Source organism: Kosakonia oryzae (assembly GCF_001658025.2).
GTDB classification, from domain to species: domain Bacteria; phylum Pseudomonadota; class Gammaproteobacteria; order Enterobacterales; family Enterobacteriaceae; genus Kosakonia; species Kosakonia oryzae.
The window spans coordinates 1983634-1998219 of record NZ_CP014007.2 but is presented as its reverse complement, the minus strand read 5'-3'; the positions used below and the strand labels follow the sequence as shown (position 1 = coordinate 1998219).

At 55.2% G+C, this 14586-nt stretch carries 14 protein-coding genes and 1 tRNA gene; 7 read left to right on the top strand and 8 right to left on the bottom strand.

The window, feature by feature from the left end:
* Positions 1-30 precede the first annotated feature (30 nt).
* The 3 genes from AWR26_RS09505 (at position 31) to AWR26_RS09495 (ending at position 1536) form a co-directional block, all read left to right on the top strand.
* A tRNA-Asn gene (locus AWR26_RS09505) sits at positions 31-106 on the top strand.
* A 150-nt stretch (positions 107-256) separates the two neighbouring features.
* Complete coding sequence (locus AWR26_RS09500) at positions 257-589, top strand: gamma-glutamylcyclotransferase family protein (RefSeq protein WP_064565300.1); 333 nt, start codon at positions 257-259, stop codon at positions 587-589.
* Positions 590-744: 155 nt separating this feature from the next.
* Positions 745-1536 carry an MBL fold metallo-hydrolase gene (locus tag AWR26_RS09495; RefSeq protein ID WP_064565298.1) on the top strand — a complete coding sequence of 264 codons (792 nt, stop codon included), beginning with the start codon at positions 745-747 and terminating at the stop codon, positions 1534-1536.
* 4 nt (positions 1537-1540) lie between these two features.
* Here the strand turns inward: AWR26_RS09495 and AWR26_RS09490 are convergent, their stop codons facing one another.
* Positions 1541-2320 carry an alpha/beta fold hydrolase gene (locus AWR26_RS09490; protein WP_064565295.1) on the bottom strand — a complete coding sequence of 260 codons (780 nt, stop codon included), beginning with the start codon at positions 2318-2320 and terminating at the stop codon, positions 1541-1543.
* Positions 2321-2429: 109 nt separating this feature from the next.
* On the opposite strand from AWR26_RS09490, the gene AWR26_RS09485 reads away from it, so the two are divergent.
* Positions 2430-3338 (top strand): LysR family transcriptional regulator, encoded by a 909-nt coding sequence (locus AWR26_RS09485; RefSeq protein ID WP_064565292.1) that lies wholly within the window; start codon positions 2430-2432, stop codon positions 3336-3338.
* A gap of 39 nt (positions 3339-3377) precedes the next feature.
* Here the strand turns inward: AWR26_RS09485 and AWR26_RS09480 are convergent, their stop codons facing one another.
* A complete protein-coding gene (locus AWR26_RS09480; RefSeq protein ID WP_322788457.1) occupies positions 3378-4259 on the bottom strand; it encodes a LysR family transcriptional regulator in 882 nt (293 codons plus the stop codon).
* Positions 4260-4499: 240 nt separating this feature from the next.
* On the opposite strand from AWR26_RS09480, the gene AWR26_RS09475 reads away from it, so the two are divergent.
* Together AWR26_RS09475 and AWR26_RS09470 are read left to right on the top strand one after the other, a co-directional pair.
* Entirely contained in the window at positions 4500-5270 is a 771-nt protein-coding gene (locus AWR26_RS09475) for an enoyl-CoA hydratase/isomerase family protein (protein WP_064565285.1), read from the top strand.
* Between the two features lie 74 nt (positions 5271-5344).
* On the top strand, positions 5345-6070 hold the full coding sequence (locus AWR26_RS09470) for an SDR family oxidoreductase (protein ID WP_064565282.1): 726 nt from the start codon (positions 5345-5347) through the stop codon (positions 6068-6070).
* A gap of 126 nt (positions 6071-6196) precedes the next feature.
* Here AWR26_RS09470 and AWR26_RS09465 read toward each other — a convergent pair whose 3' ends face one another.
* The gene (locus tag AWR26_RS09465; RefSeq protein WP_064565279.1) at positions 6197-7309 is read right to left on the bottom strand and encodes an alkene reductase; all 1113 of its coding nucleotides are present in this window, start codon (positions 7307-7309) and stop codon (positions 6197-6199) included.
* A 312-nt stretch (positions 7310-7621) separates the two neighbouring features.
* On the opposite strand from AWR26_RS09465, the gene AWR26_RS09460 reads away from it, so the two are divergent.
* Positions 7622-8740: a lysozyme inhibitor LprI family protein gene (locus AWR26_RS09460; RefSeq protein WP_064565277.1), complete on the top strand. Its 1119-nt coding sequence runs from the start codon at positions 7622-7624 to the stop codon at positions 8738-8740.
* Positions 8741-8818: 78 nt separating this feature from the next.
* Here AWR26_RS09460 and AWR26_RS09455 read toward each other — a convergent pair whose 3' ends face one another.
* The 5 genes from AWR26_RS09455 to AWR26_RS09435 all read right to left on the bottom strand — a co-directional run bounded on the left by AWR26_RS09455 (position 8819) and on the right by AWR26_RS09435 (position 14552).
* On the bottom strand, positions 8819-9427 hold the full coding sequence (locus AWR26_RS09455) for an ANTAR domain-containing response regulator (protein WP_064565275.1): 609 nt from the start codon (positions 9425-9427) through the stop codon (positions 8819-8821).
* Positions 9424-10581 (bottom strand): transporter substrate-binding domain-containing protein, encoded by a 1158-nt coding sequence (locus AWR26_RS09450; protein ID WP_082934090.1) that lies wholly within the window; start codon positions 10579-10581, stop codon positions 9424-9426. The genes AWR26_RS09455 and AWR26_RS09450 overlap by 4 nt, the downstream gene beginning before the upstream one ends.
* 43 nt (positions 10582-10624) lie before the next feature.
* Complete coding sequence (locus tag AWR26_RS09445) at positions 10625-12331, bottom strand: nitrilase-related carbon-nitrogen hydrolase (RefSeq protein ID WP_064565273.1); 1707 nt, start codon at positions 12329-12331, stop codon at positions 10625-10627.
* Positions 12331-13824, bottom strand: a complete 1494-nt coding sequence (locus AWR26_RS09440; RefSeq protein WP_064565271.1) for a purine-cytosine permease family protein — start codon at positions 13822-13824, stop codon at positions 12331-12333. Before AWR26_RS09440 ends, AWR26_RS09445 begins: the two co-directional genes overlap by 1 nt.
* Before the next feature lie 353 nt (positions 13825-14177).
* Positions 14178-14552 carry a helix-turn-helix domain-containing protein gene (locus AWR26_RS09435; RefSeq protein WP_064565269.1) on the bottom strand — a complete coding sequence of 125 codons (375 nt, stop codon included), beginning with the start codon at positions 14550-14552 and terminating at the stop codon, positions 14178-14180.
* Positions 14553-14586: the final 34 nt, after the last annotated feature.

The window sequence follows — 14586 nt, the reverse complement described above, 5'->3', positions numbered from 1 at the left end:
TTTCGCCGCTAAGATAAGCCTCCACACGATTCCTCTGTAGTTCAGTCGGTAGAACGGCGGACTGTTAATCCGTATGTCACTGGTTCGAGTCCAGTCAGAGGAGCCAAATTTAAAAAGCCTGCTTTCGCGCAGGCTTTTTGCTTTTCAGCGTTTACCGCGCACCGCGTGTGCAGACAGTTGCGAACCTCATCACAAAACCGTATTTTGAATACTCCTCGCCCGCTGGGTATTTATCGCTTTGATTGTTGAGGGAAAAATGGAATCGTTATTTGTCTACGGCACGCTGCGTCCTGGCTGTTCTAATGCACATATCCTGGAAAACATCGGCGGTGAATGGCTGCCGGGCTACGTCACCGGTACGTTTTACACGCATGGCTGGGGAGCCGCCGCCGATTTTCCTGGCATCGTACTGGATGAAAACGGCGCACAGGTGCACGGTTACCTGTTTTTGTCCGACAACCTGACTGCGCACTGGCCAATGCTGGATGAATTTGAAGAGGGCTACGACCGCGTTTTGGTTGAGGTCACCACTGCTGAGGGCACGCGCGTCAGCGCATGGATTTACCAGCTGCAGCCACGAGCCGAATAACCTGCTGGCTCCCGCACAGGGCCGCATCAGCGGCCCTGAACTCTCCACCTGTCAAAAAGCCACGCAGTTCGTCTGCCGCACTCACCGGCACATCCCGCTGGATAAATGTGCCAGGCTGTTAAGCGGATATAACATGCCCTTTCGAGGACGACTCAATGATCACACTATGCAACGCCTGCGGCACCGCCTATGAGAAAAACGATGCCCATCCGCAGCAGTGCAAAATCTGCGACGATGCCCGCCAGTTTGTCCCCGTAACGGGGCAAAAATGGATCGATTTCCCGGCCCTTCTTGCCGGGCACAGCAACAAGTGGCAGCAGCACAACGCCGATCTTTTCAGCATCCAGACCGTGCCGGAGTTTGCCATTGGTCAGCGCGCTTTTCTTCTGCGCACGGCAGAAGGCAACATTTTGTGGGACTGCATTGCCACGCTCGATGACGCCACAAAAACGCTGATTACCGCGCTGGGCGGGCTGAAAGCCATCGCCATATCGCACCCGCATTTTTACACCACCATGCAGGAGTGGGCTGCCTGGTTTAACGCGCCGATTTACCTGCACGCCAGCGATAGCGAGTGGATCATGCGCGATAGCCCCTTCATTCAACGCTGGGAAGGCGACGCGCTATCGCTGACCGCTGACGTCACGTTAATGCGTCTCGGCGGTCATTTTGCGGGCAGCAGCGTTCTGCACTGGGCACGCAATGACGGCATAGTGTTTACCGGCGACACCGTGCAGGTTGCGCCAGGCGCTGATGCCGTCTCCTTTATGTGGAGCTACCCCAATATGCTGCCGCTGCCGGCAGCAACGGTCAGCGAGATGACGCGCCGCCTGAGTACCGTCAAATTTACGCAACTCTATGGCGCCTTTGCAGGCAAAGAGATAACCGAGAACGCCGCCGGGATCGTGCGTCGCTCAGGGGAAAAATATCTCGCCTGCCTGCGTTAAGGCTTCAGAGCGCGTGCGTTATAAAATGCGCAATCCTCTCTGTAAGCGCTTGCGGCGCTTCGAGCGGCAGCAGATGCCCGGCGTCAGGGATGATATGCAACGTCGCCTGCGGAATCCGCGGCAAAAGTTCGGCCTCCAGCACCGGGCGGCGTTCCACCTTATCCTGCTCGCCCAAAATCACCATCGCAGGTACCTTAATTGCAGCGACGTCTGCCGTAATATCTTCCGCCATCATCACGTCCGGCCAGGCTTTTTTCGCCTGCGGGCTGCCTTTCAGGCTGTCTTCAATCACCTGCTCCCGCTGTGCGACGCTCAGTTCTTTCGCTGTCAGCACATTATCAATCACGTATCCGACCGATTCACGGGACGAATAAGCGCTGGTTAAAAGCGTGCGTTCTTGCGGCGAAAGGCGCATCGGCGAAGGGGGAGATGGCGCGACCAGGATCATCCCTGCAAGGCCGGTCGGTTGGTGCGAGGCAACAAGCTGCGCCACCTTTCCCCCCATCGAATGCCCCACCAGAATATAGCGTTGCAGGTTAAGCGCACTGATGACCGCCTGCGCATCCGCCGCCAGCGTCGCCAGCTCATAGCCGCTTTCCGGTTTTGCAGATTCCCCCCAGCCGCGATGGTCGATGGCTACCGTCCGGTAGCGCTCCGACAACGCCCCGGCAACCGTATCCCAGGTACGCGACGAACCGCCGTAATAGTGTAAAAAGACCAGTGCCAGCTCCCCGCTCCCTTGTTGCGTGACCTGAATTTGCGTGCCATTGACGTCGAGTTTCATTGCATAGCTCCTCTGTTTTACGAGTCAGCAGCGTAAACTCCATCACAGCATTTGATAATTCCCTGTAAAGTAGCGAGAGTCGATAACATGAGTATTGAATGGTAAAGAAATGGATCGGTTAACCAGCCTTGCTGTTTTTGTCGCTGCCGTTGAAGAAGGCAGTTTTGCCGCCGCTGCGAGACGTTTTGGCCTGTCTGCGGCCATGGCGGGCAAACACGTCAGCGCGCTTGAAACCGAAGTGAATGCCCGGCTTCTGCAACGTTCAACCCGGCGATTAAGTTTGACCGATGCCGGTCAAATCTATTACGAGCGCGGCAAACAGATCCTCGAAGCGTTTGAGGATGCAAACCGCGCAGCGGGCGATACCCAGGCCACCGCACGTGGCACCTTGCGCGTTACCGTTCCGGTCACTTTCGGTGAGCTTCATGTCGCACGCGTGGTGGCTCGCTATCTGGAAGATCACCCTGAAGTGGATGTGGAAGTATTGCTGGAGGATCGCTATATCGATCTGCTGGATGCACGCGTAGATGTGGCTATCCGGATTGGCAGACTTAAATCCCCGCAGCTTGTTACGCGGCAACTGGCGCCCTGTCGCATGGTTATCTGCGCTTCGCCTGGCTGGCTTTTGCGGCACGGCACTCCGCAAACGCCGGAGGATTTACGCCATGCTGCGCGGCTGGCTTTTAGTGAAGCGGTCTCAGAAGGGAACTGGACGCTTTTTGATCAACAAAAACACGCGCACGTCATTGATGGGCCATGCAGGCTGACGGCAAATAATCTGCAGTTACTGGTGGCATCTGCGCTGGCCGGAACGGGGATTGTCTATGGGCCAACCTTTGTTTTTGGCGATTATATCCGCCGCAAGGCCTTGATCCCGTTGCTGCCGGATTACACCGCCAGCGATTTAGTTATTCAGGCGGTTTATCCGAGTGCGCTACACATTCCCATGAAAGTCCGTCGTTTTGTCGATTACCTGGCCCAGGCTTTTGGCGACAATCCCCCCTGGGATCGGGCCTGATAGTTGTCAAAACGGCTTTGCCCCTCTACAAGAGACGTTTCAGGCCTGCAATAGCGCTTCAACAAAGGTGGAAAACTGGCGGGCTTTGGCGGTGGCCATCCGCCCGCCGGGAAAAACGGCCCACAGATCAATATCGGGCAGCGTCCACTCATTGACGACGCGTTCAACCTCTCCCGTCGCAATTTCCTGCGAAAACATCCAGTCTGAAGCGATGGTAATGCCCATGCTTGCCAGTACAGCGGCTCTGACACCTTCCGCTGCGCTTAAATGCAGCCGTCCTCTGAGCACCACATTTTCCACTTCATCACCCCGTCTGAAGTGCCAGCTATCATTCACCTGGCTAAACACCAGCGCCTCATGTTGGCTAAGTTCCCTCGGGTGTGTTGGATAACCGAAGCGGGATAAATAGTCCGCCGTTGCCAGTACAGAACGTCGCGACGTTGCCAGCTTACGCGCCACCGCCCCAGAATCCTGCAGGTTGCCCATGCGCAAACAGATATCAATCCCTTCAGCAATCAGATCGATTGGACGATCGTCGAGCCTGATATCAACCTGCAATTCCGGGTGCTGCTGCATAAAATGTGGCAGAAAGGGAATGACATGTAATCGGGCAAAGGTGGGCGCGGCAGCCACCCTCAGAATGCCCGACAGGCCTTTATCTGCGCTGCGTGCGGCGATTTCTGCTTCTTCTGCCTGCTGCAGGGCAATCCTTACGCGCTCGTAGAAACGCAGACCCGCTTCCGTGGGGGTCAGGCCATGCGTAGTACGCAGCAACAACCGTACATCAAGATGCTTTTCCAGTTGAGCAATCGTCTTGGATACGGCTGGCTGGCCGATATTCAAAATCCGCGCGGCGGCGGAAAAAGACCCGGCATCAACGACCTGAACATACATCTGCATCGCCTGAAAGCGGTCCATCATATTCCCCCGTGGAATAGCAATTATCACATTTAGCCATCTGCCATTACCCACCGACATTAACAGATACTCTACCTCAACGACAGCGGGCAGGAATTAACCCTCCCGTTTAAACGCCAAAGGGGATTAAACCCGCCATTCTGCCGGAGGAGCCTGAAACCCTATCTGCACGCCCCGCGGTGGTGTGCGCCGTTGCAAAACTGATTGCTTTAACCGAAAACTGATAACCGAGGAATCACTATCATGGCCCGTTTCGAAAATTACCGTCATCACTTTACTCACGCGCGCCTTACCCGCTCAGCCAGCGGAGTGCTTGAAGTTATGCTGCACACGGAAGGTGGCTCGTTGCTGTTTAACGGCCACACCCACGAAGAATTTGTCGAACTGTTTCATCAAATTGGCGCCGATCCGGATAACCGGGTGGTGATCCTGACAGGCGCAGGTGAGGCATTTATGGAAAACATCAGTCCTGATGGTTTCGATTTCTTCACCCCTCGCGGCTACGACAAGATTTATCGCGAAGGTAAAAAGGTGCTGATGAATCTGCTGGATATTGAAGTACCTGTGATAACGGCACTGAACGGCCCTGTTCGCCTGCATTCAGAATACGCTTTACTGTCTGATATCGTGCTGGCCACCCCTGATACCGTTTTCCAGGACAAGCCGCATTTCGAATTCGGTATTGTACCGGGGGACGGCGTCAATCTCTTATGGCCGGAAGTCATCGGCAGCGTGCGCGGCCGTTATTTTCTGCTGACGCGTCAGGAGCTGGATGCAGCGACGGCCAAAGAGTGGGGGGTGGTGAATGAAATTCTGCCGCGAGACAGGCTGCTGACGCGCGCGCATGAACTGGCAGAATCGCTTGCCGCATTGCCGCCGCTGACGAGCCGTTACACCCGGATCGCGCTCACGCAGAAACTTCGTCGCATCATTGATGAAGGTGCCGGTTACGGCCTGGCGCTGGAAGGCATCAGTGCTGCCGATGTGGCATTACAGGCGGCCATTGCGCCTTAATCCATCCCGATAATTTCTACTCATCCGGCGCATCATAACGCCGGATTTTGTCATTGCGTATAGCGGAGGAGTCGATGAATCAGCAAAAAACGTTTCTCATTACTGGAGCCAGTAAAGGTATCGGTTACGCATTATCTGCACGTCTGGCCAGCGCCGGACATCATGTTATCGGGATTGCCCGCCACGCTCCTGAACAGGGTTTTCCGGGGCAATTTATTAGCCTCGATCTTGCCGATACCCCGGCGGTACAACGGAAATTCAGCGAGATAAATGCGGCATTCAGAGTGGATGGCGTCATCAATAACGTCGGGCTGGTGCGCCCGCAGTGGCTGCCTGATGTCACGACAGATGCGCTTGATGAGGTCTTGCGGGTTAACCTGCATCCCGCACTGCTGGCGGTTCAGAGCGCGTTACCGGGGATGCGCGCCCGCGGCTGGGGGAGAATTGTGAACATTGCCAGCCTGACAATACTCGGCGTACCGCAGCGGACATCCTATGCCGCCGCCAAAGCAGCATTAGTCAGCTTTACACGTAGCTGGGCGCTGGAGCTGGCTACGCAGGGGATCACCGTGAATGCGGTGGCGCCCGGGCCGACAGAAACAGCGCTGTTCCGGGCCAACAACGCGCCCGGAAGTGAAGGTGAACAGCGCTACCTTGCCAGTGTGCCAATGAAACGTCTGGGCCAGCCCGAGGAGATAGCCGCAGCCGCGCAGTTCTTGCTGAGTGACGATGCCGGATTTATTACCGGGCAGACACTCTACGTTGATGGTGGCGCATCAATAGGCGTATCGCAGATATAACGCAGCGCAGACACCTCAACGTGATGTTGAAAACGAAGAGAAACCAAAATATCAGCGATGTTTAGGTGAACAGGCATATAGGAAACGACAAATCGGGCAACCATAACGTGCCCGATTTGTTATTCATCACCGCTGCCAGGCGGGGAAATCAATATAACCGCGCTCATTACCACCAAAAAACGTTTCGCGTTGATAAGGCGTTAACGGGTAACCATATTGAATACGTGCAGGCAAATCCGGGTTAGCGGTAAATAAGCGGCCAAATGCAATTAAATCGGCATCCTTCGAGGCCAGCATCTGCTCCGCTGCTTCGGGTTTGAAACCGCCAGCGGCGATAATCGTGCCGTGGTAAAACGCGCGTAACTGATGGCTGGCAACAGGTTCAGCATAATAGCCACTGTCACGATCTTCCGGGCCCACAATGCGAGGCTCAATAATATGCAGGTAAGCCAGAGCCGCATCATTCAGCTTTTCGGCCAAATAACGGAATGTAGCCGCCGGATCGCTGTCACGCATATCGCCATAAATGCCACTGGGCGAAATACGCACCGCGACGCGCCCTGCCCCCCAAACATCTGTTAGCGCAGCCACAACCTGCAGTAAAAAACGCGTTCGGTTTGCCAGGCTTCCGCCCCATTTATCCCGGCGTAAGTTAGTGCCATCCAGCAGAAATTGCTCCGGCAGATAGCCGTTCGCCGCATGGAGTTCAACGCCATCGAAACCAGCAGCTTTCGCGCGTTTCGCCGCAAGCCCGAACGCCGCAATGATGCCGACAATTTCACGCTCTTCAAGCGCCCTGGGTTCAGGGAACAGTTTCCCTTCATAGGTTCCATCTTCATTTTTGACCATGCCGTAGGTATCCCGCGCTATCAGTGCAGAGGGCGCGACCGGATCCTGCCCTTCGGAGAGTTCCGGCAAGGACTGGCGTCCTGGGTGCCAAAGTTGCAACACAACCTGCCCACCTTGTTCATGCACCGCATCAACAACACGTTTCCATCCCGCCTGTTGTGCAGGATTAAAAATACCTGGGGCATCAGCATACGCATTCGCGAAAGGTGAAATCGCCGTCGCTTCCGCAATAAGCAGGCCTCCCCGGCTGGCGCGCTGGCGATAATACTCGACCATTAAATCTCCGGGTACACCGCCATTATCCGTGCGCATCCGCGTGGTCGGCGCCATGACAACACGATGTTGAAGACGGAGTTTTCCTGCCGTAACAGGGGTAAATAATGCGTTCATTTTGTCTCTTCTCTGCTGGAATGGTGAACGAAGCATAAAGAGACACGCAGAGACCAGAAACCGCCGCGCGGGCATAACCGCTATGCTGAGCTGGAATGTAGGCTGGGAGAATTCACTGACGGTTGGAGGCTAAGCGAACCCGTTTTAGTCCCGCGCATTTTTGCGTTAGCCACCCGCCAATGCCTGGCTGCACCCGCTTCGTCAGTCTGGTATATCGCTTCCGCCCTCACCACGCGCAAGGTATCCCTGTTTGCCCTAAAGCTTTTTGCTTTCAGTCCGATAGAGATATTCAAACTCAACAAGGGCGAGATTATGAAGAAAATCATTCTGGCGGGTCTGCTGTGCTGTATTTCGCAAATGGGCCACAGTGCTTCGTTTAATTGTGAGAAAGCCGCAGGTTTTGTCGAACTTACCATTTGCTCCACGCCCGCGCTCTCCGGGATGGACAGCCAGCTTAACGCGCTCTATAACCAGCTACTTCAGCAGCAGCCGGAAAATAAAGCCCTGCTGCATAAATCCCAGTTGTCATGGCTGAAAGATATTCGCAATAAGGCAACGACCATTGAGTCACTGCAAACGGCGTATCAGTCACGCATTCAGGATCTGCAAACGCTGCTGGGTAACAACACTGCAGCCGTGCAGGCGAAACCCGATCCTGCGCCGGTTGCCCCGCAGCCCGCACCGGTTGCCGCCAAATCGGAACTTGAAACGAAAGCTGAAGCGGGCGATATCGCTGCGCAAGCCGCATGGGGAATCGAGCTCAGCAAAGGCACGGCGCAGCAAAAAAGCGAAGCCATTCACTGGCTGGAATCCGCAGCGGCGCAAAAAAATCCGGCGGCCATGCAGCGGTTGGGTTTTCTCTATACCTACGGGAAAAGCGTTACCCGGGATGTTGATAAAGGCGTGGCGTTAACCCGCGCAGCAGCCGAAGCCAACGATGCGAACGCGCAAATTGATTTGGGTTACAACTATGCCAACGGGATTGGCGTTGAAAAGGATTATCAGCAAGCGCTGGCGTGGTATGAAAAGGCAAAAGCCAATGGCAGCCCTTTAGCAGAGAGAAATATCGCGGCGATAAAATCCAATATGGAAGAAGAGGCCAAATACCGCAATGGCTATACCGCAATCGTGACCTGCGGCCCGGTTACCGCGCCGGGATACGTTGATAACTGCTTTAACGACAGCGACCTGAAAATCACCAAAGACAATATCACCACGCTTTATAACATGAGCAGCGGCAACTTCCCCAGCGCGGCCGGGGAAGCGTTCTCCGACGGATTACATATCAAATTGCCGGAAAGCTTTAGCGTCTATGCGCAAAACAGCATGGATAACGATGTGTTAATGGTGAAGATTGTCAAAAATGACAGCGGTAAAGTGGTGTTCCAGGATCAAGCGTCAAAATACGGCGTGATTAGCGTCAGAAACTAAGCGGCAAAGGGAAAATGCGACACTCCGGCCTCTTCTTGAGGCCGTTTTTTTGCCCAGCATCCTGCGAAACGCTGCGCGCTATTCCGCCAGCAGTGATTTCAACCGGTTGAGCCAGAATTCCGTGTCGTTCAGCAACTCGCAACTGAGGTTTTCAATGGTCATGTGTTGCGCCATTGAGGCGCGGCGCAGCAAGCTGTAGGCATCGTCTTCTTCCAGCCGTAGCGCGTGCATAACCCGCAGTTGCGCGGAAAACAAAAATTTACGCGCTCGCAGCCGCTCCTCCTGCCGCCTGAGTTGCGCTTCGAGCTGGTTGATGTGCGCGGCATGATTAAGCGCCAGCGTAAAGGCGGTCATCACACCATCAAAACGTACCGGTTTACGCATATAGCTGTCGATCTTCTGCTCGGCAATCCACTGTAAACGCGATGGCGTTTCAATGGCGGTAAGCGCAATCTTTGGCAGCGCGGGCCAGGGGAGCAGGTTCGTGGGGTTAAACAGGGTCGAGTTATCGCCGTCGAACACCAGCAACTGCTGCTCAGCCAGTTGGCTCTCGTCAGGAAACGCCGCACAAAACAGCCCCTCAATGCCTATGCGGCTAAACTGCTGCGCCAGATGGTGGTTATCACGATCGGAACAGCCGATCACACACACTTTTAATCCGCGCATCTGCACATTTTTTCGGCTCATGCGCTGCCTCCGCGATGCGTGAGGCTCGCGAGATCCACCCAGGCCAGCCAGGGATCGGGTTTCACCGCGGCATCGGCCTGCCAGAAACTCTCCAGCCTGCCGTTGTGACAGCGCGCCAGATGTGGAGTCAACCAGCAGTGATTATTGTCGGCGTCGAGGCGAATTTGCCCGGCTGGCGAATCCATCTCGTCCTGCAATACCGCATTGCGCACGCCTTCAACGTCGGCATTGCCGTGGCGCACAATGGCTCTTGCCAGCAAATGTCCGGCCAGCCAGGCGCTCTCACTGTCCACCGACGGCGAAACATGCTCACCAAAGCGCTGGCGGTAGCTGCTCAGAAAACGCCGGTTAGCGGCGCTGTCAATCGACTGAAACCAGCTTGCAGAGACCAGATACCCCTCTAACGCCTCTGCGCCTATTAACTGCACTTCCGGCTCACACAGTGTCAGGCTTAGCTTCAGCACCTCGTTTAACCACGGGTGCTGCTGACAGGCCTGGTGCCAGGCGCGGTAAAAACTGTAGGCGCTTTTGCCAACCATGGTGTTCAGGAGCACTTTCGGGCGGCAGGCGATAATATCAGCGATTAACGCATCCACATTTTCGTCGCCCAGCGGCAGTAATTTACTCTGCACCACGCTGCCGCCTGCAGGGATCACGGCCTCACGGGTGATGCGATCCATCTCCCAGGACCAGACATAGTTAGAGCCGATGTGATAGATCTCCGCCGCCTGCTGCTGTAACAGCCAACTGAGCATCGGCAAGATATGCTGATTGGGGGTGGCGCCAAGGTAAATCACGCTATTACTGCTCTCAAACCCTTCATAGCGCGCGGAGTGCCACAGCAGCGCATTTGCGCCTTCGATCAATGGCAGAATGGTTTTACGCGCCGCAGACGTGTAGCAGCCGATCACGTGACGCACGCCGTGGCGATAGAGCAAGTCGTGGCAATAGTCGTAGTAGAGATCCAGCGAACCCTGCGGATCGCGGATTATGGGAGCAAGGGTAAATTCATGGGCGGGATTGGCGTTTATCTCCTCAATCGCCAGCAGAATGCCGTTGAGCATCTCGCGCCCGATAACCGCATAATCGCCTGAAACAGAATAGAGAATACCGACCGGAATAACGCGTTTAGGCAGCGGCTGAGTGGCAGACATAATGGCTCCTGAATCAACGCGGCCCGCAGGCCGCGTCTGTGGTTCATCGCGGTGGTTGAGCAACCAGCGCCGTGTAGTAATGCGGCTGACGCATCAGCACCAGGTCTTTACGTCTTACCACATGATCGGGGTAGGTGGTACCGGCTGAACCCGTGGAGATATCCAGCACCGCCAGCCCTTTCGCGCCTGTGGCTTTCGCTTCTTTACGCGGAAAGGCAAAGGTATCCGGGCCGAATACCCCGCTCAGGCCAACGCTTTCTCCTTCAGCGGCTGGCCAGTTGGCAAAAGCCAGCCAGACATTATTCTCACCCGCGCGAACGCGCGGCAGCAGCCAGTGGTAAGGATCGGCACCGCGCGGAATCGGCCAGACATGGGGGATCGCCGTGCCCGCGTGCGCCAATGGCGCAGGTGTATCAAGCTGCGCCGGGCACGCGATGATGTCGCAGCCTTCCAGCGCCAGAATCCGTGCGGCTTCCGGCACCAGCAGATCTTCGCCCAGCAAAATACCGACCCGCCCGCAGGGCAGATCGCAGGTCACCCACTGATTGCCTGCGCAGGCCCATTGCCGATCCTGTTCGCTGACATGAATCTGCCGGTAGTGCGCACTCAACCCGCCACTGCTCACCAGCACCGCACTGTTATAGCACTGCTCCCCTTCCCGCTCGGCGAACCCCGCAAGCAGCGCGATATCCAGTTCCATCGCCAGCGCGATCAGCGCTTGTACAGGCGCATCATCCAGCGTCAACGCGTAGCGGCTACCGTCACCACCGGTCAGCGCGCGTTCCGGCAATACCAGCAGTTCTGCGCCGCCCAATTTCGCCTGTTCAGCCCAGTGGCGAATCTGCGACAGATTGGCATCAACATCGTTTTGCGGGCGAAACTGTGCCACCGCAATACGGGACGCTTTGCCATCGGGCAGTGGGTTACGCCCGTATAAGCCAAAAAAGTCCTTTGGATTCCACTGGAAAGTGTTGGTCATCAAACGCTGATACAGCTCAGGCCGACGCTTATTCAGTTGCGGATTCTCCTCAGGCAGGGGTAATTCAGCGCTGAGTACCCGATCGCCGCTGTCACAACTGGCCAGCAAATTCCCGTGGCTATCCACAATGCAGCTACCGCCGCTGAACTGCACGCCCCGCTCCCAGCCCCAGCGGTTACTTTCGATCAGCGCGCAGCCGTTCTCCCAACCGCGCGTGAGCCAGTAAGGCGCAGGCGTACGCTCGGCCAGCCAGTTGCTGATGTGGCAGATAATTTGCGCGCCGCCCAGCGCAACCAGCCGGGCAGTTTCAATAAAGTGAATATCCATGCAGATCAACAGCGCGATATTGCCGATCTCCGTGTGAAAGACCTGATGTCCGCTATCGCCGTTAGCCGCCCATTTCGGTTCCGAGATATAAGGGTGCGTTTTACGGTGGACGCCAATCACCCCCTGCGGCCCGACCAGAACGGCGCTGTTATAGTAAAGGTCAGTTACCGGATCCCGCTCCGGCATGCCAAAGACCAAAAAGCAGTTAAACTCGCGCGCAACGGCAGCAAATGCCTGGCTGGTGGCGCCGTCTGCCGTTTCTACATAAGGGGCGACTTCCGCGCGATCCAGCCAACAATAGCCGGTGGTCGCCATTTCCGGCATAACGATTAAGCGCGCTCCATCACGCGCGGCCTGGGTTGCTAATGCCAGCAGACGCGTGACGTTCTCCTCTTTTCTGAACTGCGTTGGTTCAAACTGGATGGTTGCAACGTTGATGCGCATTATTCTGCCTCCTTGCTCAGTAACGGATTAAATACCGGTTTCGGCCCCTGATAAGCATCAGAAGGTTTCCAGTTGGTTTGCATGTCCTCAGGGAAGGTTTTGAAGTAATAGCTGCCGCGAGTGGCCACGCTGATAGCAACGTGCAGCACCGGGCCAACCAGCATGGCGATAAACGAGGCGTACACCATCGGATACAGGCCCAACACGCCAGCCGCACCTATGGCAACCGCAACGCACAGCGCAATCACGCCGGACGGATTCCACATCCGCAGATACTCTTTGCGGAACTCCACAAAATCGGATGGCGCAAGGTGCAGCACTTTGCGGCAGATAAAGTAATCCGCAAGGATAATAAACACCCAGGTGTTGGTGAGAATGCCGGTAATGGAGAGGAAAGTGCCGGTATATTGCAAGATATTGCAGATGTAGAAAACTACGCCGAGCAACCAGACCAGCAACATCCACCACTGACGTCCCGGGCGATAGTTAAACGCCATATCCATGGTATTCGACAGTGCAATCGACCCCGAGTAGAGATTGAGCACGTTAATGCGGATCTGGGTAATCACCGCAAATAACACGCCGGTCAGACCAATAATCAGCGGGAAGACGAAGCCCGGATCGAGCGCCAGCGACCAGACATCTGCGCCCTGAATATGCGGCATCAAGGTGTAGGCCATAAACGCGCCAAACAGCATAACCACCACAATCGGGATCAGCATCCCCAGCATGATGGTGGCAGTGCCTTTATGGCTAATACCCGGACGGGCAAAACGACCGTAATCAGTAGCCATCAATCCCTGAAAGACAATCTGCCCGTTGGCCATATTCATCACCAGCCACAGGGCGTTACTGTCGATCTCCCCTTTTGGCTGCCAACCGCTGAAGCTAACCGCCGGATAGTGGTGGGTTAATTGCCAGATACAGAAGCCAAACAGCACAATGAAAATGGGAACGCCCCAGGTTTGCAGAAATTGCATGGATGACATGCCTTTCCAGACAAACCAGATGGCGGCCAGCCCCATCAGCGCAAAGATGGCGATGCCGGTAAACGAGTTGACCGGCACGCCCGCATAGTTGGCGATGGCGTGAGAAACAATGGTGCCTTCGAACAGGAAATAGAAGATGAAATTGACGGCGTAAATCAGCGACGTGAAGGCCGATCCCATATAGCCGAATCCCAACCCGCGCGTCATCAGATTGAGTGAAAGTCCCTCTTTGCTCGCCATCTTCATGATGCAGGAGCCAATGATGGTGGCGAACACCACCATATAACCAATCGGCAGCAGCAACATGGGCCAGCCGACCTGATAGCTCATGTCCGCGCCAAGGCTGAACCAGAACATGGCGGTCGAGTTGCCGAGCAGCACCAGAATAATGGCCGGAATTGGCCAGCGATAGTGCGACGGCACGCGGCCAACTGCGTAATCCTCAACGGCTTCTGCTTCAGTGATATCTTGTGGACCCTGAAACCATGCTTTTAACTTGCTCATAGATTTACTCCAAAAAAAAGCCCCGCCGACAGCATTGCCGGCAGGGCTTCTTCGCCTGAAATCGATGTACTGGAGTGGCTCATCGCCACAAGCCGCTTGCCAGGCTACGGTGCCTGTTCCTGCCATGCAGGATGCGGTATCGTTGAGAAAGCAATTGATGTGCCAGCTTTTAAAAACCGCAGAGAAAGCGGCTAAAGGGGCAGGATGGCGAGGTGAATACGCATTATGTCAGTGCAGCACGCACTATCCTGGTACAACGGCGCGTTAGTTCGGCAAGGTGCCCCGCTTTTTAAATGGATATCCCTGAATCACCAGCCAGCAACAGAAGAGTCACGCCAACAATCAGGCGGTGATTATTTCCGTGGTTTTACGTCGGTATGTAAATCATCAAAAGGCTGGCGGAAAAATGTCTTTCTGTATTTATGCGGCGGCAGTTGATATTTTTTGTGAAACGCCCGGGTTAATGATTGCTGAGAATCAAAGCCATATTTCATGGCCAGATTGATTAATGACTCATTGGAGGTAATTAATTGCTCGGCAATTAAACTTAGCTTTCTCTCCCTGATAAACTGCCCCAGATTCTGGCCCGTTTCCGCAAAAAACAGTCGCTGTAAGTGCCATTTTGAATAGCCGGATCTGGCTGCGACATCATCAATTTTCATTGGCGACTGGATATTGCGATTAATCCACGCGATTACGTTGATGATAAGTTCTTTTCTGTGATTCATAGCGTTAAACCCAAAGTGTGCACAATAGTGACCA